This window comes from Nocardia sp. NPDC046473, assembly GCF_040645995.1.
In the GTDB taxonomy this organism is placed as follows: Bacteria; Actinomycetota; Actinomycetes; order Mycobacteriales; family Mycobacteriaceae; genus Nocardia.
Genome location: NZ_JBEYZJ010000002.1, coordinates 450,492 through 472,697 on the forward strand (window position 1 = coordinate 450,492; position 22,206 = coordinate 472,697).

The 22,206-nt window shown below is 66.3% G+C and carries 19 protein-coding genes, 1 tRNA gene and 1 other RNA gene; 8 read left to right on the plus strand and 13 right to left on the minus strand.

What is annotated here, in order from left to right:
- The first annotated feature begins 386 nt into the window (after window positions 1-386).
- Window positions 387-1,676, plus strand: a complete 1,290-nt coding sequence (locus tag ABZ942_RS07570; RefSeq protein WP_357379900.1) for an ROK family protein — start codon at window positions 387-389, stop codon at window positions 1,674-1,676.
- Between the two features lie 194 nt (window positions 1,677-1,870).
- Here the strand turns inward: ABZ942_RS07570 and ABZ942_RS07575 are convergent, their stop codons facing one another.
- Complete coding sequence (locus ABZ942_RS07575; protein WP_357379901.1) at window positions 1,871-2,641, minus strand: amidohydrolase family protein; 771 nt, start codon at window positions 2,639-2,641, stop codon at window positions 1,871-1,873.
- Window positions 2,642-2,708: 67 nt separating this feature from the next.
- Between ABZ942_RS07575 and ABZ942_RS07580 the strand changes: the two genes are divergently transcribed.
- Window positions 2,709-3,089, plus strand: a complete 381-nt coding sequence (locus ABZ942_RS07580; protein WP_357379902.1) for a MerR family transcriptional regulator — start codon at window positions 2,709-2,711, stop codon at window positions 3,087-3,089.
- A 69-nt stretch (window positions 3,090-3,158) separates the two neighbouring features.
- Here the strand turns inward: ABZ942_RS07580 and ABZ942_RS07585 are convergent, their stop codons facing one another.
- Window positions 3,159-4,790: a DUF2207 domain-containing protein gene (locus tag ABZ942_RS07585; RefSeq protein ID WP_357379903.1), complete on the minus strand. Its 1,632-nt coding sequence runs from the start codon at window positions 4,788-4,790 to the stop codon at window positions 3,159-3,161.
- 76 nt (window positions 4,791-4,866) lie between these two features.
- Here ABZ942_RS07585 and ABZ942_RS07590 point away from each other — a divergent pair, with 76 nt between their 5' ends.
- Complete coding sequence (locus tag ABZ942_RS07590; protein ID WP_357379904.1) at window positions 4,867-6,081, plus strand: neutral zinc metallopeptidase; 1,215 nt, start codon at window positions 4,867-4,869, stop codon at window positions 6,079-6,081.
- A 68-nt stretch (window positions 6,082-6,149) separates the two neighbouring features.
- Here ABZ942_RS07590 and ABZ942_RS07595 read toward each other — a convergent pair whose 3' ends face one another.
- A complete protein-coding gene (locus tag ABZ942_RS07595; RefSeq protein WP_357379905.1) occupies window positions 6,150-6,500 on the minus strand; it encodes a hypothetical protein in 351 nt (116 codons plus the stop codon).
- A 190-nt stretch (window positions 6,501-6,690) separates the two neighbouring features.
- On the minus strand, window positions 6,691-7,266 hold the full coding sequence (locus tag ABZ942_RS07600) for an HhH-GPD-type base excision DNA repair protein (protein WP_357379906.1): 576 nt from the start codon (window positions 7,264-7,266) through the stop codon (window positions 6,691-6,693).
- A 234-nt stretch (window positions 7,267-7,500) separates the two neighbouring features.
- Between ABZ942_RS07600 and ABZ942_RS07605 the strand changes: the two genes are divergently transcribed.
- Together ABZ942_RS07605 and ABZ942_RS07610 are read left to right on the plus strand one after the other, a co-directional pair.
- Window positions 7,501-7,827, plus strand: a complete 327-nt coding sequence (locus ABZ942_RS07605) for a hypothetical protein (RefSeq protein ID WP_357379907.1) — start codon at window positions 7,501-7,503, stop codon at window positions 7,825-7,827.
- 142 nt (window positions 7,828-7,969) lie between these two features.
- Window positions 7,970-8,776 (plus strand): methyltransferase domain-containing protein, encoded by an 807-nt coding sequence (locus tag ABZ942_RS07610; protein ID WP_357379908.1) that lies wholly within the window; start codon window positions 7,970-7,972, stop codon window positions 8,774-8,776.
- A gap of 52 nt (window positions 8,777-8,828) precedes the next feature.
- Here ABZ942_RS07610 and ABZ942_RS07615 read toward each other — a convergent pair whose 3' ends face one another.
- Both ABZ942_RS07615 and ffs read right to left on the minus strand, forming a co-directional pair.
- The gene (locus ABZ942_RS07615; protein WP_357379909.1) at window positions 8,829-10,118 is read right to left on the minus strand and encodes an aminotransferase class I/II-fold pyridoxal phosphate-dependent enzyme; all 1,290 of its coding nucleotides are present in this window, start codon (window positions 10,116-10,118) and stop codon (window positions 8,829-8,831) included.
- A gap of 185 nt (window positions 10,119-10,303) precedes the next feature.
- Window positions 10,304-10,398, minus strand: an RNA gene (gene ffs / locus ABZ942_RS07620) — signal recognition particle sRNA small type.
- Between the two features lie 139 nt (window positions 10,399-10,537).
- Here ffs and ABZ942_RS07625 point away from each other — a divergent pair.
- Window positions 10,538-10,625, plus strand: a tRNA-Ser gene (locus ABZ942_RS07625).
- 496 nt (window positions 10,626-11,121) lie between these two features.
- Complete coding sequence (locus ABZ942_RS07630; RefSeq protein ID WP_357379910.1) at window positions 11,122-12,495, plus strand: hypothetical protein; 1,374 nt, start codon at window positions 11,122-11,124, stop codon at window positions 12,493-12,495.
- A 152-nt stretch (window positions 12,496-12,647) separates the two neighbouring features.
- Here ABZ942_RS07630 and ABZ942_RS07635 read toward each other — a convergent pair whose 3' ends face one another.
- The 3 genes from ABZ942_RS07635 to ABZ942_RS07645 all read right to left on the minus strand — a co-directional run bounded on the left by ABZ942_RS07635 (window position 12,648) and on the right by ABZ942_RS07645 (window position 15,063).
- Entirely contained in the window at window positions 12,648-13,295 is a 648-nt protein-coding gene (locus ABZ942_RS07635; protein WP_357379911.1) for a glycoside hydrolase family 25 protein, read from the minus strand.
- 36 nt (window positions 13,296-13,331) lie between these two features.
- Window positions 13,332-14,372, minus strand: a complete 1,041-nt coding sequence (locus ABZ942_RS07640) for an MBL fold metallo-hydrolase (RefSeq protein ID WP_357380356.1) — start codon at window positions 14,370-14,372, stop codon at window positions 13,332-13,334.
- Between the two features lie 316 nt (window positions 14,373-14,688).
- Complete coding sequence (locus ABZ942_RS07645) at window positions 14,689-15,063, minus strand: hypothetical protein (protein ID WP_357379912.1); 375 nt, start codon at window positions 15,061-15,063, stop codon at window positions 14,689-14,691.
- 388 nt (window positions 15,064-15,451) lie between these two features.
- On the opposite strand from ABZ942_RS07645, the gene ABZ942_RS07650 reads away from it, so the two are divergent.
- Complete coding sequence (locus ABZ942_RS07650; protein WP_357379913.1) at window positions 15,452-16,477, plus strand: hypothetical protein; 1,026 nt, start codon at window positions 15,452-15,454, stop codon at window positions 16,475-16,477.
- Between the two features lie 93 nt (window positions 16,478-16,570).
- Here ABZ942_RS07650 and ABZ942_RS07655 read toward each other — a convergent pair whose 3' ends face one another.
- The 4 genes from ABZ942_RS07655 to ABZ942_RS07670 all read right to left on the minus strand — a co-directional run bounded on the left by ABZ942_RS07655 (window position 16,571) and on the right by ABZ942_RS07670 (window position 22,200).
- Window positions 16,571-17,041, minus strand: coding sequence for a hypothetical protein (locus tag ABZ942_RS07655; protein WP_357379914.1), 471 nt, complete (start codon window positions 17,039-17,041; stop codon window positions 16,571-16,573).
- A 219-nt stretch (window positions 17,042-17,260) separates the two neighbouring features.
- A complete protein-coding gene (locus tag ABZ942_RS07660; protein ID WP_357379915.1) occupies window positions 17,261-18,244 on the minus strand; it encodes an adenosine deaminase in 984 nt (327 codons plus the stop codon).
- Between the two features lie 14 nt (window positions 18,245-18,258).
- Window positions 18,259-20,418: a bifunctional serine/threonine-protein kinase/ABC transporter substrate-binding protein gene (locus ABZ942_RS07665; RefSeq protein ID WP_357379916.1), complete on the minus strand. Its 2,160-nt coding sequence runs from the start codon at window positions 20,416-20,418 to the stop codon at window positions 18,259-18,261.
- A 561-nt stretch (window positions 20,419-20,979) separates the two neighbouring features.
- Window positions 20,980-22,200, minus strand: a complete 1,221-nt coding sequence (locus tag ABZ942_RS07670; RefSeq protein ID WP_357379917.1) for a cytochrome P450 — start codon at window positions 22,198-22,200, stop codon at window positions 20,980-20,982.
- Window positions 22,201-22,206 lie beyond the last annotated feature (6 nt).

Genomic DNA, 22,206 nt, shown 5'->3' on the forward strand with positions numbered 1-22,206 from the left:
GACAAAACCCGCTCAGCATCCTCGCGCTGGGCGGGTTTTTCGTGTGCGAACGCGTCCCATCCGATCCTGATTGCCCGAAGTAGCGACGTATGTCCGTCTCGCTCGAGCCGTGACCTGCGGAAACGGTGTGTGCGAGAACACAGCGGCGGGTTGAGGCTTGGTGAGTTGCGGTCACCGGTGTTAATTTCATTTACATGTCTGCTGGCCGCCCGAACGCACTGCGGGTCACCTATGTGACCGCTGCGCTCGGTTTGCGGTTGCCGCTGACGCGCGAACTGTGTTGTCGCCCTTGCTGCAGCTGAGCCCCTCTTTCGGCTCGTTTGCTGCCTAGTCGCCCATGTAGGCACGTCCCGCCCGGCGCGGGACCTCGGCAAGGAATCTTCACCATGTCCCTTCCTACCCTTGAACGATCCGTCACCAGGGTTGCCGGCGGCCGCATCCGCGTCCAGCGACCCGTGGTCGCCCCGGAACTGCGCATCGCCGACAACCCGGCGGCCGCGGTCCTGCGCTCCGCCACCGGTGGTCCCGTCTCGCGTGACAATGCCGCGCGGTCAACGGGTTTGAGCATCGCCACGGTCAACCGCCAGGTGTCGGCGCTGCTCGCGGCCGGGTTGCTGCGCGAACGGCCCGACCTGACGGCGTCGGGTGCGGTCGGACGACCGCGGGTGCCCTTCGAGATCGACCACGAGGCGTACCTGACCCTTGGCATCCACATCGGCGCCGCGGTCACCAAGATCGTGGCGGCCGACCTGCGCGGCCGCATCCTCGGCGGTTTGGCCATCGCCACCCCGCAGACCGGCCAGGAGTTCGCCACCACCACCGTCGCGCGCAGCGCCAAGGCGTTCCTGCAGCGATGGCATCGGCGCAAGCCGCTCTGGGCCGGCGTCGCCATCGGCGGGCGAGTCGATCCGCTCACCGGTGTGGTCGACCATCCCAAGCTGGAATGGCAGGGCGCACAGATCGGCGCCGTGCTCGGCGAGGTGCTCGAGCTGCCGGTGTCGGTGGCGCCGCACGTCGAGGCGATGGCGGCCTCGGAGTTGTTGCTGCCCACCATCGAATCGCGTGATGCGATCAACGGTCGCGTCGCCGGTCCGGAACGCGGCAGCAGCCTGTACTTCTACGTTCGCGAAACCGCCGGTGTCGCAGTGACTTTGGACGGTCGCGTGCACACGCCGAGCAACGGGCCCGGCTCGATCGCGCACCTGCCCACCGGCTCCGACGTCGAATGCACCTGCGGCAGGCGCGGTTGCCTCGAGGCGACCGTCGGCGACCGTTCGCTGCACTCGCGGGCGGTCGGGCGCGGAATCATCCCGGCGCACAACGGAACCGCGGGCTCGACCATCGTCGACCTGTACCGTGCGGCCGAGTCGGGCTCGGAACCGGCCCGCGAGCTGCTCGCCGAACGCGCGACCATCCTCGGCAACACCGTGGCCATGGTCCGGGACATGCTCAACCCGGACCGGGTGATCCTCGGCGGCCAAGCCTTCACCGGCTACCGCCCCGCCGTCACCCACGTGGCGCGTGCGTTCAACCAGGGTTCCACCCTCCCGCCCACCGACATCCGGATCAGCGGATTCGGCGGCAAGGTCCAGGAATTCGCGGCCGTGGTCACCTCACTGAGCGTCCTCTACGCAGACCCGCTCGCCGCTATCCGCCGGACGGCGCTGACCGACTGAACGCCGGGCTGCCTGCCCCGACACCGGGACGGAGGGACGGTTTGTCTACGTTGCGTCGGAAACCGCACTGGCCCTGACCATTCCGGCGTACTGCGGAATCGAGTGGTGACGGAGGCACTCCGTGGCCACTCGACTCACGCGTACGCCGGAATACTGGTGCGGTGTCGACGCGCTGGCCCGGGAGGATCCCGGCGTCAACCCAGTAGCCGCTGAACGGTGCCACCGAGGACCAGTTCGCGTATCTGTGGCGAACGTGTCGCTCGCTCAACGGTGAGGCGTGCGGTGACCGGGTCACCGTACGGCACGTCCGAGCCGAAGAGCGTGCGTTCAGGGACCTCGGCGATGGCGATGCGGACAGCGAAAACGATACTGGCGGTGGACAGTTCGAGGTACATGCTGGGGGTGTCGCGGACCAGCTCGATGGCGTCCATCCAGTGCGCACCGCCGAGCTGGGACACCACGAGCGGCACCTGTGGATAACTTCGCGCCAGGTCGGCCAGCGTGTGCAGGTCGGCGGCGGTAGTGGGCGCGGCGCCGTGCACGACCACGGGGAGCCCACCGTGGTCGGTGGCGGCGCGTAACACCGGCTCGAGCAGCGCCGCCCGGCCCGATGGTGGGGTCAGCTCACCGATTCCGCGCAGCCCGCGGCCGACCACGTCGCGGTCGACGAGCAAGCCGACGTCCGGTGCGTCCAGCGGCACCGAGCCGAAGCCGATGAACCGGTCCGGGTACGCGGTGAGCGCCGCATCCAGTTCGCGCCAAGCGATGTCGCGGGCCTCGTTGCCGCCGCCGGCCAGCGCTTGGTACAACAGTTCCATCTCCTGCCGCAGCTCGGCGAGGTCTGTGGCTCGTTCGGGATGCGGCCTGGACATGAAGAGCACGGTCTTGTCCACACCCGCCTCGTCGAGCAGCGCGATGTGGTCTTCCACCGGGACGTGGACGTGGCTGTGCGCGTCGATGATCAACGGTCCTCCTCAGGAATCGAGTTACCCCGCCGAGTGTTGAACCCTGACACCATGACAAGGTCAAATCATGCTGATCGGTGAGCTGTCCGACCGCACCGGCATCAGCGAACGCCTGCTGCGCTACTACGAACGCGTCGGCCTACTCGCCGCCGAACGCCGCAGCAATGGCTACCGCGAGTACGACGAGGCCGCCGAGCAACGCGTCACCCAAATCCGCGCCCTGCTCGCCGTCGGCCTCCCCACTCGCGTGATCGAACAACTACTCCCCTGCGCTGACAGCGACGGCGCACTCCGAGCCTGCCCCCACGTACTCCCCGCACTGCAGAACCGCCTGGCCGAATTAGACCGCCGCGCCACCGAATTGGCCACCGCCCGCGACCTACTCCGCCGCGCCATCACGAACACCGAGCACTCAGTCCGCGCCGAGGCACCCACACCGCTGGCTTGACGTACGAAGCGTGCTGCTGACGTAGGTTGCAGCCTGCGTGAAGAGCACGCAACCTGCGTCAAGTGCGAGTTAGCGGTGCGGGTCGCCTGCGGTGGCGAAGAGGGCTTCGAGGGCGGTGATGAAGAAGGGGAAGTGGCCTGCGAAGCGTTGGAGGTTGCGGTCGCGGTCGAAGCCGCCGAACCAGTAGAGGCCTGGCTGGGAGTCGGCGGAGGGGTTCAGGTCGCGGAAGGCGCGGATCCAGTTGTCGGCGCGGCCGCCGATCACCATGAAGGGCAGGGCGCGGGAGAACACCGTTTCCTGATCGATCGGTGGGACCTGTTCGCGTCTGGTCGATTCCAGGCCGCGCTGGAGGGCGCGGATCTGTCCGGTCAGGGCGAGGCCGTGGGTGGTCCGGACGGGCAGGTACTTGGGCAGCAGCACGGTGGCGAGGCCTGCCAGCGCGATCGCGACACCGACCAGTGCGTGGCCCGAGGTGAGGGCGAGTGCGATCGTCGCGGCGATACCGGCGACGATCAGCGCGCCGCCCAGCCAGAGCGCCAGGCCGGGGCGGCGGCGGTTGAGGAAGGTGCCACGGGTGACCGCGTCAGCGACGAGGGCGGTGCGTACCGGTCCGGACTGCACCCGTCCCGGCGCGCGTAATTCGGTGATGGTGGCGGCGTCGGTGCCGTCGGGTAGCAATGCCCGATAGACGACCTTCTCGTAGTCGCGCAGCTGATCGTCGGGCGCGTTCACCCGGGTGATCCGCCAGTCGGTCTCCCCCAGTGGCGTGACCCAGATGTACCGGCGCACCGCGAGATCCACCACCGTGGCGGCGATATCGACCGGGTCGACGTGCTCGTCCAGCAGCAGACCCGCCTCGCCGGGCAGTACCCCGTCCGGCGAGGTGAACTGGACTCGATCGCCGTCGCGCACCAGCGGGTCGAGCGTCTCCGATCCGGTTGCGGCAGCGGCATTGTGGCGGCGTGCGCGGAGTACGAAGGCGGCAAGTCCGGCCAGCGCGACCAGTAGCACGCCGAACGCGATGAGCACCGGCGTGGTGATCGCGAACGGGCCGGAAGCGCCGCTGTCGCGCACATCGGCGTTGCTCGGCACACTGCCCGGCGGCAACTGCAGGGTGAGGTCGATCGCGTCACCCTTTTTCAGATCGGTCTGCTCCAGATGGAGCACGCCGTCGACCTCGGTCTTCACATCGGCGCACGGCCTGGTGTTGCCGGGCGGGCCGAGTTTGCAGTCCACGATGCCCATTTCGAAGCTCGGGCTGATCAACGTGGCGCTGATCGACGCGATATCGCTGCCCATCACCCCGAGCCAGTTGAACACCTGACTGCCCGGTGCGTCATTGACCAGGTTGTGCACCGAATAGGTGAACGTCGACTCCCCTGGCTTCGCCTCGATGGTGAATTGATCGTTCGCCACCGTCGCCGTGCCCGCACCCTTGGTGTCGACGTCGGTGACCTTGAAATAGCGCTCGACGTCGTCACTCACCTTCAGTCGCAACGGCAGCGACATCCGGAACGAGCCGTCGGCGGGCACGTCGACCTGTTCGACCACCTCGAGCACGCCCTCGCGGCTGAGCTTCAGATCAGCGATGATGGTGACACCGCTCGGGGCGGGCTGGGCGTGGGCGATCGGGGCGGTCGCGAGCAATCCCACGGTGGCGAGCAGCAGCGCGCCTACGGCGCCCCCCCGAAAAGTCAGCATGGCTGCCTACTTTAGACAGCTTGCTATTCTGCGTCATCGGCTGTCGGTGATCATTGAGACGAGGGGGTACGGGGGCGTGACACAACCACCGTACGGATATGGACCGGTTCCGCCTGGTGGGCGACCTGTTCCGCCCCCGCCCGGGTACGGACAGCCCGCTGGGCCCGGATATGGGCCGCCGCCGGGTTACGGTCCGCCGCCCGGATACGGGCCGCCGCCGGGACAGCCAGGTTATGGCCAGCAGCCGGGATACGGGCAGCAGCCGGGGTACGGGCAGCAGCCCGGTTACGGCCAACAGCCGGGATACGGTCCGCCACCTGGTTATTCGCCGCCCGGATACGGTCCGCCGCCCGGACATCGCGCACCGCCGCCGATGCCCTACGGTCCGCCCGGACGTCCGCCGCACACCCCGCGCCGCAGGTCCGGCGGTGGCGGCGCGTGGATCGCCGTGTTGGTCGTCGTGGTTTTCCTGGTCGCGGGCGGCCTGGTGCGCAACGCGATATCCACCGGCAAGGACGACAGCGCCGCGACGGGTCCCGCACCGAGTCTCACCTTCGCTCCCGACGGCGCCACCGGCCCGGCCGAGACCGGCGCCAATCCGCTGCTGGCCGATCCGAGCGCGACGCTCATCCCGTCACGCTGCGCGTACTCGCCGTGGGGCACGCAGGTCGACGCCGCACGCAAGTTCTTCGAAAGTGCTGCGGGCTGCCTCGAGGCGGCCTGGAAACCGGTGCTGCAGAAGGCGAATCTGCCGTTCACCTCGCCTGCACTCAACGTCAGCGCGACCACCACCGGCATCACCACCCCGTGCACCGGCTCTACCAGCAACTTCGCCGCCTTCTACTGCCCGGCGAACAAAACCATCTACATGCCGATCAGCCAGCTGCAGACCGATTTCTTCAAAGACAACTGGGTCGTCTACCTGTCGGTTTTCGCGCACGAGTACGGCCACCACGTGCAAGCCATGTCCGGCATCCTGCGCAAGGCCAACAGCGACCGCGCCGACGCGGGCCCCCGCACCACCCGCGGTCTCGAACTGTCGCGCCGAGTCGAGTTGCAGGCCAACTGCTTCGACGGCATGTACCTCAACTCGTCCTCCGGCGGCGGGTCACTCACCAACTCCCAGCTCACCCTCGCGCGCAAGGATGCCTACGGTCGCGGCGACCAAGCGGGCGACATGCGCGACCACGGCACCTCCGAAAACGGCGGCCGGTGGTTCGAATCGGGTCTGGACAAGAACCGCACGACCCAATGCAATACCTTCACGGCGTCGGCTTCGGCTGTGAGTTAGTCGCCTCCGCACAGTTCCGCTGCTCTACCAACACCGAATGTGTGCGGAACCAACCAGTTCCGCGAAGGTCAAGCGGGCCTGGGGCCTTCCATCCCGTCCACAAAAGGAGAGCTCGGTCGACGGGCGTACGTGTACTCCGGCGCCACGGTGATGACATCGCACACCTGCACCAGTTCGTCGGGCACGCCGCCCTCGAAATGCGCTGTGCTCGGCACGATCACGGCATCCGTATCCAGCCGCCGCGCCACCGTCACCAACCGCTCGGTGACGTCGGCGGTCTCCGCACCGAACACCACCGTCTTGGCAAGCTCATAACCGAACCGCTGCGCCAAACTCCGGATCAGCACCTCATCCCACTGCTGCCGCGCTCCGGAAACATCTCGACGTAAATACCCGACCGCCGCTGGACGTCGCCTCATCGGACCACTCCCTTCCGCCCAAAACCATCCGGTAATCAGCCGTCCCCAGCAATGCCCGCCCACTGCCAGTAACCCGCCACTGCACCGGATTTCGCCGCAACCGCCCCACACAACACCCCCGGGTACGCGGTACGGCACAGGAGAATGCGATCAATCGGCGCGGTGACGCCGTTCGCAGAGCGTCTCGGTCCTACCCCTGTTTCGCCGCCGCCTTCGCCTGCTTCTTGAATTCCCTTACCTGGGCCAGTGATTCGGCGTCCGTCACGTCGGCGACGGAACGGCGGGAACCTTCGTCGCCATAGGAGCCTGCCGCTTCTCGCCACCCCGCCGGTTGAACCCCGCGCTGCTTACCGAGTAGCGACAGGAAGATCTTGGCCTTCTGGTCGCCGAATCCGGGCAGCGCCTTGAGCCGACGCAGGACCTCGGCGCCGTCGGGCTTGTCGTTCTTCCACAGGTTCTCGGTTTTAGCGTCGTAGTTCTCGATGATGTAGCGGGCGAGTTCCTGGGCGCGCCGCGCCATGGAGCGGCCGTAGCGGTGAATGGCGGGTGGGGTGGCGCAGAGGTCTTCGAATTCTTGGGGATCGGCCTCGGCGATGCGGTGGATGTCGAAGCCGCCCATCCGGTCGGCGATCTTCTTCGGGCCGCGGAAGGCGTGCTCCATCGGATACTGCTGGTCGAGCAGCATGCCGAGCAGGGTGGCGAAGTGGTCCTCGGTCAATAGCTCGTCCGCCTCGACGTCTTGCGCCAGGCAAAGCTTGCGACTCATCGCCATTCCTTCCCACCGTGACAAACATGCTCGGACGGACTCGATCATCTCACTTGTCAAGACGGTGTGAAGGCGTCCTGCTCATCGCGGTCGAACCGCATCGTCACCCCCATCGGAGTAGGTGGGCTTCGCGGATCTTCGCGTGGTTGGATGACCGTATGCAAGGGGGTATCCGGCGACAGCTGAGCGGTCGCTAGAGGTAAACCGGAGACGGCAGCGGTCCGGACCGCGCGGGTGCTGACCGAACTCGGGGCGCCGTGGATGGTCAATACCGTCACCTCGGTAATCGCCGGGTTCCTGGTGGATGCGCCCGCGTGGGGATTGTTCGTCGCGACGATCTCGGGCGTGATCCCGATGATCGTCATCCTGACGGGTGTGCGGCGCGGCATCGCGAGCGATCACCACATAACCGAGATCGACGACCGGCACTGGGTGATACCGGTGATCCTGGCGATCGTGTACGCGGGCCTCATGATCGAGATCGCCCAGGGCGCACCGCGCGAGTTGATCGCCTGGACCGTGGCCGCGCTGGCCGCGACCGCGTACCTGTGGGCCCGCTGACCCACGGCGCCGTGACGGGCCTCACATCCCTGCCGTGCGTCGCTATAGGCCCCCGCGTAGGCTCCACCGCATGCCTCAGCAGACGGCAGTACCTACATCGGCACCCCACGAGGTGGCCACGGCTAGGGATGGAAACGGGCCCATGGACACCTACACTTTGCGCCCCGATCGCTTCGATCGAGCAGGCCAGGATCAACTCGTCGACGTGCGCGACTTACAAGCCGCGCTGCCCGGTATCCGCAGGTTGCGGGACTGGGCACACGACGCGCTCGCGCTGCGTCCCGGCGAACACGCACTCGACATCGGCTCGGGCACCGGCACGGAGGTGATGGCCTTCGCCGACGCGGTCGGCCCCGGCGGCGCGGCGGTCGGCGTCGAGCCGGATCCGAACCTGCTCGCCTCTGCGGAACGCCGTGCCGCGCAAACCGGTTCGCCGGCCAAGTTCCATTCCGGCGACGCCTACGGCCTGCCGTTCGGCGCGGGCAGTTTCGATGCCGCGTTGTGCGAGCGGGTGTTTCAGCATCTGACCGCGCCTAACCGGGCCGCCAACGAGATCGCGCGCGTGCTGCGTCCCGGCGGCCGCGTCGTGGTGGTGGACAGCGACTGGGGCACCGCGATCGTGCATCCCGGCGAGCGTCAGGTGGTCCGCGAGGTGGTCGACACGTTGATCTCCGCGACCACCAACCCGTTCTCCGGCCGCAGGCTGCCCGGGCAATTGACCAAGGCGGGCTTGGTGATCGACGACATCGGCTCGCACGCCCTGGTGCAGGATCGCACCGTCGGCGTCGGCTCGCTGGTCACCCGCATCTCCGCGATGGCGGTGGCGCGCGGCGTGATCACCGAGGAGCAGCGCGACCGGCTGGTCGAGGACCTCGAGGCGGGCGCGGCCAGCGGCGACATCCACCTCTCGGTGACGATGTTCGCCGTGCTCGCGCACAAACCGAACTGACCAGGGACTCCCGCAGCGGGCGCGTACCTCGGTACGCGCCCGCTGTTTTCGTTTACTTGCCGAGCAACTTCTCGGTGGCGGCGAGCAGCACGCAGGTGGACAGGCCGTCCATCGCCTTCTCCAGCTCGGGCAGCTTCGGGAAGCTGGGCGCGATCCGAATGTTCTTGTCCTCCGGGTCATTTCGCAACGGGAACGCCGAACCGGCGGCGGTGAGCGCGATGCCCGCGTCCTTGGCGAGCGCGATCACCCGCCCCGCGGTGCCCTCCATGACATCCAGGCTGACGAAGTAGCCGCCCTTCGGCTCCGTCCAGGACGCAACCTTGGACGCGCCCAGCCGGTCCTCCAGAATCCGCAGCACCGCAGCGAATTTCGGCTCCAAGATGGCGCGATGCTTCTGCATGTGCGCGCGCACGCCGTCGGCGTCCTTGAAGAAACGCAGATGACGCAGCTGGTTGATCTTGTCCGGGCCGATGCTCCGCTTTCCCGCATGCCCGAGGTACCAGTTCAGGTTCGCGGTGGAGCCGCCGAGGAAGCTGACGCCGGAACCGGCGAAGGTGATCTTCGAGGTGGAGGCGAATACCAAGGGGCGGTTGGGGTTTCCGGCCGCGGCGGCCATACCGAGCACGTCGTACACGGGGGCCGCGGTGTCGGTCAGCGGGTGCACGGCGTAGGCGTTGTCCCAGATCAGCCGGAAGTCCGGGGCCGCGGCGGGCATCGAAACCAGTTCCCGGACAACCTCTTCGGAGAAGGTGACGCCGGACGGGTTGGAGTAGTTCGGCACCACCCACATGCCCTTGATCTGCGGGTCGTTCGCGACCAATTCGGCGATGGCGTGCGCGTCCGGGCCGTCGTGGTGCATCGGGACCGGGATCATCTCGAAGCCGAGCACCTCGGTGATCGAGAAGTGCCGGTCGTAGCCGGGGGTCGGACACAGGAACTTCAGCTTGTCCTCGCTGGCCCAGCGACGTTCGGAGTCGTTGGTGCCGTACAGCATCGCGAAGGCGAGCACGTCGTGCATCAGCTCGAGGCTGGCGTTGTTGCCGGCCAGCAGGTTGTCCACCGGGATGCCGAGCAGCTCACCGAAGATGGCGCGCAACTCCGGAAGTCCGTGCTGGCCGCCGTAATTGCGGCAATCGGTGCCGGTGCCGTCGCGATAGTCGCCGTCACCGGGCAGCGAAAGCAGTTCCAGCGACAGGTCGAGTTGTTCCGGCGAGGGTTTTCCTCGCGTCAGGTCCAGCGTGAGCTTCTCGGTCTTGAGCGTCGCATAGTTCGCGTCCTGAGTCTCGTGTTCGGACACGAGTTCCTCGTGGCTCATCAAACCGATCTGCGTTTGCCGGGGCATCCTGGGCAGCCTTTCGAAGCAGCGGGGACGTGGGTTGTGGCCGGACCGATGTGCGGCGGCCGGACGTTCCAGCCCGCCGAGCGCATCGTGCGTCGCCGGACCGTAGTTCACGTTACCCGTGCGTTGCTCGGATTTGGAGGCGTTATTCGGCAGCCGGGCTGCGGCCCGGGCGAGGCCCCTCAAAAATAAGGGGACCCCGCGCACCCGGCAGAGCCCATTGACCCTTGCTGCCTTCCGGCCCTGGGGGAGTTCACAGGATGCGCGCCGCGCGGGATCCGTCGGCCAGTGTAGCCGCTCCCGCGCCCAGCCCCCTGCGCCGGGTACCCGAAACGGGGTCAAAACCGGGCCGAACTGGGACTTTCCTGGTCCGAACGGACCCGTTTGGCGTCAAGCGTCCCCCACCCGGTATGCTGCTCCACGGAGGATTCGCCTAGTGGCCTATGGCGCTCGCCTGGAACGCGGGTTGGGTTAACGCCCTCAGGGGTTCAAATCCCCTATCCTCCGCCACGGCAAACGCCCCTGACCGGATCTTACTGTCTGGTCAGGGGCGTTTTTCGTTACACCTCCCTACCGGCGATCGCTCAGCTCTGTTGACCAAAAGGCTTGCTGGTGAACCATTTTGGAGCAATCTCCGTTGTTTCCGCAGGTCGAGGTCTTGTTGACCGCACCAACACGCCCAAGACAGGCTCCTCCGGGTCGGGCGGAGCGGGACATTGGCCTCGTCCGCAGACGCCGGTTTCGGCAGTTGCTGGACCGAATCGTTCGGGCTGGAGCCCCGTTCAGCCGTGGCAGCACGTTCTGTAGAACTCTGTGCACGGCGTAGCAGTTTGGATAGCCTGCCGGATATGAAGGCGATTCACCAACGCGACCTCCGCAACGACTGCGGCAAGGTCCTCGCCGCAGTCGAAGCCGGCGAGAGCTTCACTATCATCTTGGCAAACGACGGTGGCGGCGACACTGTTCCTCCCGGTGCCGATCCGACCTCCTCGAAGGGTTTAGCGGTATGTCCGAGAATGACAAGAACGTGCAAGAGGAACAGGAAGATACAGCGCAAGTAGGGGAATGGGTCGGTCGACTGGAGGAGTTTGTCGCCAGCCTGGAAGGCATCGAGAGTGATGACCCGTTCGGTTTCTGCGAGAACGCTGCGGACGTGTGGAAGGACGGTGTTTCGCCGGACACCGCACCGCCGCCGACCAGTCCGGCGATGGTCATCATCATCGAGACATTTCGTGCCCTGGCCCAGGCGATGAGCGCAGCGATGACGGATTACGCGAGCACCCCCGATGCCCGGGACCGGATGACACGCGCCGCTGCACAGGGTTCTCTTCAAAACGTTCTGGACGGCATCGTGCGTGACGGTCACCGCTGGTTGTCCGAGGGAGTGCCCTCGGAGGACGAGATTCGGCAGCGCATCGAGTCTGTGGGCGCCAGCTTCCGAGCAGCTCAAGAGACTGCTCAACAGCAAATGGATCAAGACGCGGCCGACGACGCAGCTGCCGCTGCTGACCCATACGGTGCGATACTGGGCTACCACGATCCCAATGTCGATGCGGCAATCATCTTCACGAAGGTGTGTTCGTTCACCGAAGACGAAAACAAGCGTTACGGCGATGCGTACGACCGGCTTCGGCGGATGTTGGACAGTGAGCTATTGCGGCACATCTCGGATGAAAGCGACAGATTCTGCGATGTGCTGATCGGGGTGCTTGCCGATCTACGAGACAATCGAATCTCGTTGGCCGATGAGGATGCCATCGATGAGCGACGGCGTAGGTTGCGTTCGGCATTGATCTCGTTCACCAGTGCACTACACAGCCACAAGGATCAGTCAATCCGTGCCGTACGTGACGCGTTCGGTCGACGGACCCCGCAAGAGAAAGCAGTGTTGGATCTGTTCGACGACCTGCTGAGCACGTCGTTCGAGTATCGCTGGTTGGTGAAAATACGCGATGCGCTGTTGCACGGCGATATCAACGCGTTCAAGTACGACTTCACGGCACGTCTGCACGGAGAACCAGCGGTGAACGTGTATATGGACCGGGGCTACATGCTCCATTTCACTAGGGAGGCTAGGGAGACTTGGCTGAAGCGTCGCGAGCTGGAACAGATGACTTCCGATCCCAGCGTGCTGGATATGATCAATGCCATCAAGCCGCTAGTGGGCAAGCTGCAAGAGAAGCTCGACGCGATCCTATATCCGAACACGGCCGATGATGCCGTCACGGTGAAGGAACTGATCGACCGATTCAATGGCAGGCACGGTTTGTATGCGCTGCAGACCGGTCTGGGCTTCACGCGTCGGATGCGGGTTCCTCCCTACATGCCTCTTGCATCGCGTGTACTTGCCTTCGCAACCAACTACGACACCGGCAACTAGCTAGCGTCAGCACAGGTCATCGAGCGTTTCCAGAAGTCTCCTGGCCTCGGCAGGCGGGTTCGAAAGCCATACCGTTCCTTCCGCTACGAAAAGCCCTGACCACTTGGTCAGGGCTTTTCTTTTGCCGCGCAGCGGATAAAACGGTCCTCGGTTCAGCGCGGGGCCTGGGTCATTTCGGTGTCCTTTCCGAAGAGACTGTCGAGGGCGGGTTCGCCGCCGCGCACGGCGTCGACGTCGACGAGTTGGCCTGCGACGTCGGCGGTGGAGGAGAACTGGAGGATGTCGATGTTCTTGCCGCCCATCGGCGCCCAGCCGGGGTGCTCGTCGCCGGGGTACAGGTCGCTGGCGAAGCCCTCGCCGGGCACGTAGTGGCTGTTCCAGATACCGACCGGCAGCTCGGCGAGGGACGGGGAGCCCATGTGCCCCGACCAGTACCAGCGCGGTAGGTAGATCGGCAGCAGCTCGAAGCCGCGGTCGGTCAATGCGGTGATCCGGGCCGACAGGTCTTCGATGCTGCCGTCGGCCTCGAGGTCCTCGTAATCGATCTGCAGACGGCACTTACCGCCGGAGTGTGCCAGCGCGGCGTCGGCCTCCCGCTCGGGATCGGTGCCGACCCTGCAGAACACGTAGCCGCCCCAGGCGTCCGGAAAGTGGGTCTGCATCTCGGCGCGGGCACGCGGCCAGCAGGGATCGGACCAGGTGCCCTCGGAGATCTTGTGGGTCGCGAACCTGAAGCCTTCGCGCCAGGCCGCGCCGAAGTCGAAATCCTGTTGATGGTTTGAGATGTCAATGCCGAACATCGTTGACATGCTTGGCCTTTCGGTCGTCTCGCCGTTTCATCCACGGGCCGTCGGACGCTGCTGCCCCGACGGCTCTTTCGCAGGTAGTGCTGCCCCAGGCCAGGGCGAGCTCGGCGATGCGATCGACGTGGCCTCCTCGGTCACACGCGGTCGTGTCCATGCGGGTACCCAGGAGGTGGCGCCGTCGAGATCGCGGCGGACCGTGCCGAAAACCACGTCGGCGAAGTGGATTCCGGCCGCGAGGTCGCCGGTCTCGGCGAGCTCGTCGACAAGCCGGCAGCGCTGGAGGACCCCGCGATCCGGGTCCAGGTCGGCGGCGCACGCCCACTCCGGGTGACGGATCTGGAGGGGCGAATGCAGCACGTCACCGAAGACCCGCATCGTTCGCCCGCGCGAAGTGAGCGTGTACCCGGTATGGCCTGCGGTATGCCCAGGGGTCAGGACGGCGGTGACGCCCGGCGCGAGTTGCGCTCCGTCGCTGACGGTTTCGACGCGTGGTGCCAGCACACCGAGTATCTGCGCGAGGTCGATCTTTCCCTTCGCCCAGGGCGCCATGCGGTCGAGCAGTTCGTCGAACTGCGCCGGCGTCAGTGCGTTCCACCACGCCCACTCCGGAGCGGGGATGCGCAGCCGGGTCCGTGCGAAGGCCGGATGTAGCGCCCAGCCGATGTGGTCGATGTGCATGTGCGTGATGGCGATCGCGTCCAGCTGATCTGGGCGGACGCCGAGGCGGGCGAGGTTGTCGAGCAGCGCACCGCCGCGCAGAGCTCCGGTCAACGGGTTGGCGGGGTCCGCGGGCACCGAGACAGCGCCGACGCCCGCATCGATCAGCATGCGGCGGCCGCCGGTTTCGACAAGCAGCCCACCGATTCCGGCGACCAGGCAGCCGTCGGAACCGAGGTAGCGGGCGTGCACGCGCCAGTCGGCGGCGGTGGTCTCGGGTAGCCATCCGCGTGGACGCAGACCGACCACGCCATCAGGCACATAGGTGACGCGCATGTCGCCCACCTGCACCGATCGCATGCGCGGCGCGCGACGCAGCCGTCTGCCACGGCACGCCAACGGGAAGAGATTCATCACGACTGCTCCTTACCCCCAAGGGATGCAGCGGCCGAAAGCAATTGCGCCGCCCCACGCCTTCTCATTCGGATAGTTCGTCGACGGGATCGCGCCGACATACTCATGATCCGGACAGGGGGATGAGATGCCTTGGACAAATCTGCTACGAACCGACGCCGACTTCATCGCACTGGTCAGACGCAGCAGAGCAGCCAAATATGTTGTTGCACAGTCGATTACCGATCAACAGTCGAGCCCGAAGTTCGCATCGCGCCGAAAACAAACTGAGGATTCGCGGACCACCCAGCTGCGGATGCCGCACTTGCTGTCCGGGTTATGCACAACCTGAGTTGAGTTTGTACAGGTGGATCGTGCCGGAGTAGTCGTGGACGAACAGCAGCCAAGGCGAATCTTGGCATGCGCGCACCGACCGGTCGACCGCGAACGGCAACGGCCAGCGGCGATCCGACGACTGCGGACCGCCATACCGCTCGACCAAGCGCTGATACTGCTCGCTGCCCTCGGGTGCGGAATCCACGCGACTGTAGGTGACGTCGTCGATGTGCGGGGGCGGTGTCAACATCCAGGTGAGCGAATCGTAGCGGGACATGAAGAACAGCCAGTCCACGACGAACGCGCCGAGAACAACGACGACCACCACAACCGCAGCCGAAAGCCATCTCCTTGTGCGAGTAGGTGCTTCAGTCACCGGGATGGTTCACCTTGATCATGTGATGGAGCAGCTTGTGCGGGTGAACGTATCCAACCAGCTGTTGACGAAATGCCCGCAACGGGTCCGTCGAGACTCCCAACGATCCGTCGATGTGGTTATGCCTGAACGGCTTTCGATCGGTTGCGGTGGATTCTTCGCGCGGTATGATCATCGGTTCCGCGCGGGTGCGCGGGTGCTCGAGGGCTGAGTGTTCGGCCGGTGGGGGAAGATCGTGCAAGACCAGTGGTACAACCATGTCGATTCGGGTGTGGGTGGCGGGCCTGGCGATGGTCAGACGCCGTATGGGGTTCCCGACGGTGGGCACGTTGTCGGTGAGCCGTGGGTGGGTGATTCGTGGACATCGCCTGACGCGCAACCGGGTTCGATGCCCGTGCGATCCAGTGGGCGCCGGAAGTGGGTGTGGATCGGGCTGGCCGCGGTGCTTGTGCTGGTCGGGTCGGTGTCGATCGGCGGCTACTTTTTACTCCGGCCGGAACCGATAGCGCTGGCTGTCGGCGACTGTGTCTCGATCGACACGGCGACGCCGATCGAATACGGCTGTGCCGACAGCAAAGCGACGTACCGGATCACGGCCCGCGAGGCAGTGGTGTGGCCGATGGAGTCGGCGTGCATGAAGTATTCCGACGTCACCAAGGCCGTCGGCGATGTCCCGGGGGCGAACGCTGAGGTCGCGCTGTGCCTGACCCCTACTCGGTTCAACACCAACGATCCTGGCGCGTTGCAGCCGAACGACTGTGTCGAGGTCACCGGCGCTGGTGACAGCGTGCATCGCATTCCGTGCGCGGCCAACAAGTCGACCCGGGTGCTCAGCACCGAGTTGCATCGACAGGTTCCGGTCACCGATCAGGCGTGCCGTGATCAACCGCAAGCCAGGCAGGCGTTCGCGCAGGCTTCACTCGGCGGACGAGCCATCGTGCTGTGCGTGCTCATCAACGATCCGCAGAACCTCGATTCGGCACAGGTCGGCGATTGCACCAACAGGGAGCTGCGCCAGATAGTGCGGTGCGATTCCCCGGAGGCCAACCTTCGGGTGCTGACGGTCCGCGCACTGCATCAACGGCCGACCAAGCCACAGTGTCCAGATGTGTTGGGCGCCAGCGCCTTCTCGATGACACACAACGACAAGGCGGATCTGGTGCTGACGATCTGCCTCGGCCCGGCCGCCGACAACGCCGTCATCTACTCGAAGGTCGGCGACTGCGTCGCCTCCGGCGGCACCGGCCCCGCCGACCGATCGCGACAGGTCGACTGCGCGGACCCGGCGGCCACCCACGAGGTGATCGACCGGCACCAGTCCAACGACGGCAACTGCCCGGCGACGTCGCCCGCCTGGATCACCTTCGATCCAGGCGTCACCAACGGACTGACGATCTGCCTCGGCCGCAGGTAATACGGACGAGGGGTGACACGGGTGGCAGCCCGGCGTCGTTGCCGCAACGGGGCTCAGACTGAACGAAAGACGTTGACCGCGCTGCGGATCGGTTCAGCAGGTGGTTTCCTCGTTGGCCTGTTTTCCTTCGAGATTGATGGTGCCCTCGTCGTAGGGCGCCGGGTTGTTGATGTACTTGTCGGGCACCGTCGACTTGATCAGCCTGGTGCAGTGCGGGGCCGCGGCGCAGCCGGTATAAACGTGTAATTCCGGGTCTATCGCGTAGAAGTCGTCGACGGTCAAACTCAGCATGAAGGTGCCGTCGTTCGCCGGGTAGCCTCGCCGAATGTCGTCACTACCGACCCTTTTGTTGAGAAGTTGCACCTGGGACTGAGCACTGGTCGACGGCTGACCGTTGCAGAGCAGTCGGCCCTTGACCGAGACGGTCTGCTTGCTCATCAGGGCCCGATCCACCATGTGTGTGGCGGTCGAGTCGAGCGGTGCGGCGGTAGCGGCGGCTCCTGGGAACCATGCCAGGGCGGAACCCAGGGTGGCGAGAGCAATGATCGACAGACGATGACGCATTGTGAAGTCCGATCTTCGGCAGCGGCAGGAGCAGGACAACGCGGAGCAGTACCGAGGTTCCTCCCTCCACGAGCTCGGCGGAGGCGTTCTCGGTCGATCCCCGGCGCGTCTGCCGACACGTTCGATCGCCCACTCGGGCCGCCGACGGTGTCGGCGCACCGTCCACCGACGCAGCGGCGGCGGGCCCGCCGCGTGGGTGCTCGGCGGTTCCGCCGCGGATCAGAAGCGGTAGGCGTCGACCTCGTTCAGGTATCGAGCGCGAGTCGGCTCGTCGATGAACGAGGCCTCGAAGGAGTTGCGGGCCAGGGTGCGCAGCTGATCGACGGTCAGGTCCAAGGCATCTCGGATGCCGTCGAAGTTGTCCTGTACGTAGCCACCGAAATAGGCGGGGTCGTCGGAGTTCACCGTGGCGACCAGGCCGAGTTCGAGCATCTGCCGCAGCGGGTGGTCGGCGAGCTTGTCGATCACGCGTAGCCGCACGTTGGAGAACGGGCAGACCGTCAGCGGGATCCGCTCCCGAACGAGCCGCTGGACCAACTCTGGATCGTCCAGCACCCGAATCCCGTGGTCGATGCGCTCGACGCGGAGCACATCCAGTGCCTCGGCCACGTAGGCTGCCGGGCCCTCCTCACCGGCATGCGCCACCGCCCGCAGGCCCAGCTCGCGGGCGCGCTCGTAGACCGCGGCGAACTTGGCCGGCGGATAACCGACCTCCGCCGAATCGAGTCCGACCGCGACGATCCGATCGAGGTACGGCTCGGCGGCTTCGAGGGTTTCGAGGGCGGATTCGACCGACAGGTCGCGCAAGAAACACAGAATGAGCTTGGTGGTGATGCCGTACCGCTGCTCGCTGTCGCGCAGCGCCGCCCACAGGCCGTCGACGACGGTCGCGAACGGCACCCCGCGGGCCGTGTGGGCCTGCGGGTCGAAGAAGATTTCGGCGTGCCGGACGCCTGCCGCGCGGGCGCGAACCAGATACGCCTCGGCCAGGTCGGTGAAGTCCCGCTCGACCCGGAGCACGTCCGTCAGCCGGTAATACAGGTCGAGGAACGACTGCAGGTCCTCGAACCGGTAGGCGTGGTGCAGCTCCGCCACCGAGGCGAACGGCAACTCGGCGCCGTTGCGCTCGGCCAGCGCGAAGGCCAGCTCCGGTTCCAGCGTTCCCTCGATGTGCAGATGCAATTCGGCTTTCGGTACAGACACCCCGGGGATCCTAGCTAGGTGACCTGGTAGATCCAGATTCCCGGGGTCAGCAGTTCGCCGGTGGCCGTCCAGCGATAGGTGCGGGCCAGGCCGGTACCTTCGTATCGGCGCAGATAGTCCAGCAGGTCGCCGCGGGTGCGGCGGCCGGTCGCGATGCCGTTCAGCGCGATCGTGGCCAGGTCGTAGGCTTCCACAGCGTTCCAGCCCGCCCCCTGGCCGTTCACCGCGCGGAAGTCGAAGTAGAACTTTCCGGAGACCGGACCGCAGGTGCACGACAGGATCGCGCCACGAACCCAATTTTGCTGCTGGGCAACGAAATCCGTGCTGAGCGCACCCTCGGTGGCGACGAAAGCCGCTGGCACGCCGCCCTGTTTCAGCTGCTGGGCGAATGCGGCCGCTTCGGCGCTGTAGCCGGAGTAGAAGACCGCGTCCGGCTTGGCGGCGGCGACCTTGCTCACCGCTGTACTGAAGTCGCGATCGCCCTGCTTGACGTCCGACCGGCAGCCGGGGTCGGCCGCACTACCGAGCATCGCGACGACGTCGTGCGCCATGCCCTTGCCGAATCCGGTGTCGTCACGAACGATGCAGATCTTGCTGAAATGTGCTGTCTCGGTGAGGTATTTGCCAACAGCCCGGCGGTAGACATCGGTGCCGGCCACGCCGCGGAAGAAGCTGCGCCACCCGTTGACCCGATCGACGGGTGTGGTGCCCGGAAAGAGGACCGGCAGCCCGGCATCACCGAGAATCCCACCGGCGGCTTGAATCCCGGCCGACAACGGTCCGACCAGCGCGACGATCGACGGGTCGTTCACGATCTGCCGCGCGACATCGGCCGCGGTCTGCGGGAACCCGCCGGAGTCGAATTCGCGCACGGTGACCCGGCAGCCGGGGTTCGCCTTGGCGAATTCATCGACGGCCAGCTGCACGCCGCCGAGCAGACCACGATCGGTCCCGGCGTCGCTCCCGGTACGCGGCGCGGTCGACGCGATGGTCACCGGCTCGCATGTGGCTTTACCGTCACCGGCCGGACTGGCCGCGGCACTGGGTCTAGGCACCGGCTTGCCGTCGGCGTCGATCTGCATCAGCGCCTGGAACGGTGCGGGACCTCCGGTCGTGCCCGGCGCGACGGCTGCGGACCAGTCGATCGGTTGCAGCGCAACGGGTCCGGTCGCGGTGCTGGTCTTCGTGGTGGAGTGGTCGCCTGTCGCCCAAAGGATCCCGGCCACCAGCGCGAGGACGACGCCGAGCACCAACCCGCCGATACCGGCTCGGCGCAGCGACCGACGGGCGGGGCGGGGTGCCTGCTGGCCGTCTTGTGGCGTCGGTTGCGCGGCGGGACTTTGCGCCGCCAAAGCCTGCTGCGCCGCGATCGCGAATTCCGTGCAGGACGCGAAACGTTCGTCGGGCTGCTTGGCGAGCGCCTTCGCCAGTACCGTATCCACGCCGGGTGGCACGCTCGGCCGCAGGTTGTGCAGCAGCGGCGGCGCATGCTGCAGGTGACCGGCGATGATGGCGGCGGGGCTGCTTGCCGCGAACGGCGATGTGCCCGACAGCAGCCAGAACAGGCTGCACGCCAACGAGTATTGGTCGGATCGGTGATCGACCGGGATGAACGACAATTGCTCCGGTGACGCGTACGCCAGCGTCGCCGCGAGCCCGCCGGTCTCCGTCAACTGCCGGGACTCGTCCCGCAGTCGGGCAACACCGAAGTCGGTCAACAACACCCGCTCGCCCTGTCCGGCGGTCGCGCGGGCCAACAGAATATTGGCCGGTTTCACGTCACGGTGCAGCACGCCGGCGGCGTGCGCGTAGTCGAGCGCTTTCGCGGTCTCGACGATGATCCGTGCCGCCCGCTCCGGCGGCAGCGTCCGCGGGTCGAGATCGGCGGCGTCGATGCCGTCGACGTATTGCATCGAGATCCACAGTTGTCCGTCGTCGAAACCGCGGTCGTACACCGTCACGATGTTCGGGTGGTCCAGCCGGGCAACCAGATCCGCCTCGCGTTCGAATCGGGCCCGAATCTCGTTGTCGGCATACAGATCCGGATAGAGCAGCTTCAATGCGGTCAGTCGCGGCAGGCGCGGATGCCGCGCGAGGTAGACCGATCCCATACCGCCGCGGCCCAGCTGACGCTTGATCACGTATCCGGCGAAAACCTCACCGATGCGCAGCATTCAGCCCCCTCAGACCTCGAGTCCGCCGGACGGGGCGCCACTCGAACCGAGTTCGCTGCCGACCGCGTGTGACAAGCGGTCGACCGGCCCGAATGTGACGTCGCTCGGCAAGCCAATACTAGCTTCGAGATATCCTGCCGCACTGTAGAATCAGGCGCTCATCGACCCATCCGGCAACGCGCGGGGGGCAGGTTACCGCGCGTCCTGGCCGAGGATGACGCGGTCGAACATGTTGTGGTGACCGACCTTTGCGAGCGCAAGGCGCCGGCGACGAATTCTTCACCGCGCTCGCACCGTACTGTCCCGGCGCACCGGCACCGCGCACCATGACGGCAACCACTCGTTCCTGGGTCGATGATCAGCGCAACATCGAAACCCTCTCGGCAACAACACTTACCGCGTGCCTACTGCCCGCGAGTTGGGCACGACGATTCGGGCGCCGCCGGCCAGCAGCGCGCTGGGTGTGAGTCCGCACCTGGCGCGGAAGGTATCGCTGGGCTGGCCTTCATCGAGTGAATACGCGTGGGGGTGTCCTCCGCACGACACCCCACGCAGCTCGACCTACTCCCCCAGGTACACCGGCAGTTGACGGTGACCATTGGAGACAAAACTACCGACCGGCTGCAATTCGGCCGGATCCACCGCGAGCCGGAGGTTCGGGAAGCGCTCGAACAAGGCGGGGAGCGCGACCGCCGCTTCGAGCCGGGCCAGCGGGGCGCCGATGCAGTGATGGGCGCCGTGACCGAAGGACAGGTGGTCCTTGTTGGTGCGATAGATGTCGAACTGGTCGGCCGTCGCGCCGTGCAGGTTCGGGTCGCGTCCAGCACCCGCGTAGGAGGCGAGAATGGCCTCCCCCTTGGGGATTCGGATGTCGCCGATGTCGATGTCGTCGACCGCGTAGCGCAACGGCAGGTGCGCGACCGGTGCCTCGTAGCGCAGCGTTTCCTCCACCACATCCGACCAGGGCACCCGGCCCTGGACCACCTCGGCGCGCTGTTCCGGATGGGTCAGCAGCGCGAAGATCGCCTGGTCGAGCAGGTTGACAGTGGTCTCGTGACCCGCGTTGATGACAAGCATCAGGGTGTCGACGAGTTCCTTCTCGATCAGCTGGGAGCCGTCCTCGTCGCGGGTGGCGATCAAGACGCTGGTGACGTCGTCACCGGGGGTCTCGCTACGGTAGGCGACGAGTTCGCTGATGAGCCGGTACATTTCGAGGTAGTTGGCCTGCGCCTGCTCGGGCGTGAACGAGGTGTCGAAGAATCCGTCGACGCACTTGTGCAGGCCGCCGCCCAGATGTTGCGGCACGCCCATCATTTCGGTGATCACCTGGATCGGCACCGGATACGCGAATCCGGCACGCAGGTCCACTGATTCGCCGGGCAGGGTGGCGGCCAGCGCGTTCAGCAGGTTCTCGGTGATCGCCTCGATCCGCGGCCGCAGCGCCGTCGTGCGGCGATGGGTGAACGCGGGCGAGACCAATTTCCGCAGCCGCCGATGGTCGGTGCCGTAGGCGGTGAACATGTTGTCCACCGCGACCCAGGGCAGCAACGGCCACGCCTCGGTGATCTCGCCGTTGATGAACGAAGACCAGTGCTGCCGAGGATCTTTGGAGACGCGCGGATCGGCGAGCAGGCTCTTGAGCACCGCCGCGTCGGTGGCCGACCACGCGGGCACGCCGCCCGGTAATTCCACTACCGCGACGGGTCCGCGCGCCCGGATCCGCGCGGACTCGCCTTGAATGTCGGAACCGGTCGTGTCCAGAACTATCGGTTCATGCTCCATCGGACG

Coding starts and splice junctions, on each gene's coding strand:
- ABZ942_RS07570 (WP_357379900.1), top strand. CDS start 387: ATGTCCCTTCCTACCCTTGAACGATCCGTCACCAGGGTTGCCGGCGGC.
- ABZ942_RS07580 (WP_357379902.1), top strand. CDS start 2,709: ATGCTGATCGGTGAGCTGTCCGACCGCACCGGCATCAGCGAACGCCTG.
- ABZ942_RS07585 (WP_357379903.1), bottom strand. CDS start 4,790: ATGCTGACTTTTCGGGGGGGCGCCGTAGGCGCGCTGCTGCTCGCCACC.
- ABZ942_RS07595 (WP_357379905.1), bottom strand. CDS start 6,500: ATGAGGCGACGTCCAGCGGCGGTCGGGTATTTACGTCGAGATGTTTCC.
- ABZ942_RS07600 (WP_357379906.1), bottom strand. CDS start 7,266: ATGAGTCGCAAGCTTTGCCTGGCGCAAGACGTCGAGGCGGACGAGCTA.
- ABZ942_RS07610 (WP_357379908.1), top strand. CDS start 7,970: ATGGACACCTACACTTTGCGCCCCGATCGCTTCGATCGAGCAGGCCAG.
- ABZ942_RS07615 (WP_357379909.1), bottom strand. CDS start 10,118: ATGCCCCGGCAAACGCAGATCGGTTTGATGAGCCACGAGGAACTCGTG.
- ABZ942_RS07630 (WP_357379910.1), top strand. CDS start 11,122: ATGTCCGAGAATGACAAGAACGTGCAAGAGGAACAGGAAGATACAGCG.
- ABZ942_RS07635 (WP_357379911.1), bottom strand. CDS start 13,295: ATGTTCGGCATTGACATCTCAAACCATCAACAGGATTTCGACTTCGGC.
- ABZ942_RS07640 (WP_357380356.1), bottom strand. CDS start 14,372: ATGAATCTCTTCCCGTTGGCGTGCCGTGGCAGACGGCTGCGTCGCGCG.
- ABZ942_RS07650 (WP_357379913.1), top strand. CDS start 15,452: ATGCCCGTGCGATCCAGTGGGCGCCGGAAGTGGGTGTGGATCGGGCTG.
- ABZ942_RS07655 (WP_357379914.1), bottom strand. CDS start 17,041: ATGCGTCATCGTCTGTCGATCATTGCTCTCGCCACCCTGGGTTCCGCC.
- ABZ942_RS07665 (WP_357379916.1), bottom strand. CDS start 20,418: ATGCTGCGCATCGGTGAGGTTTTCGCCGGATACGTGATCAAGCGTCAG.
- ABZ942_RS07670 (WP_357379917.1), bottom strand. CDS start 22,200: ATGGAGCATGAACCGATAGTTCTGGACACGACCGGTTCCGACATTCAA.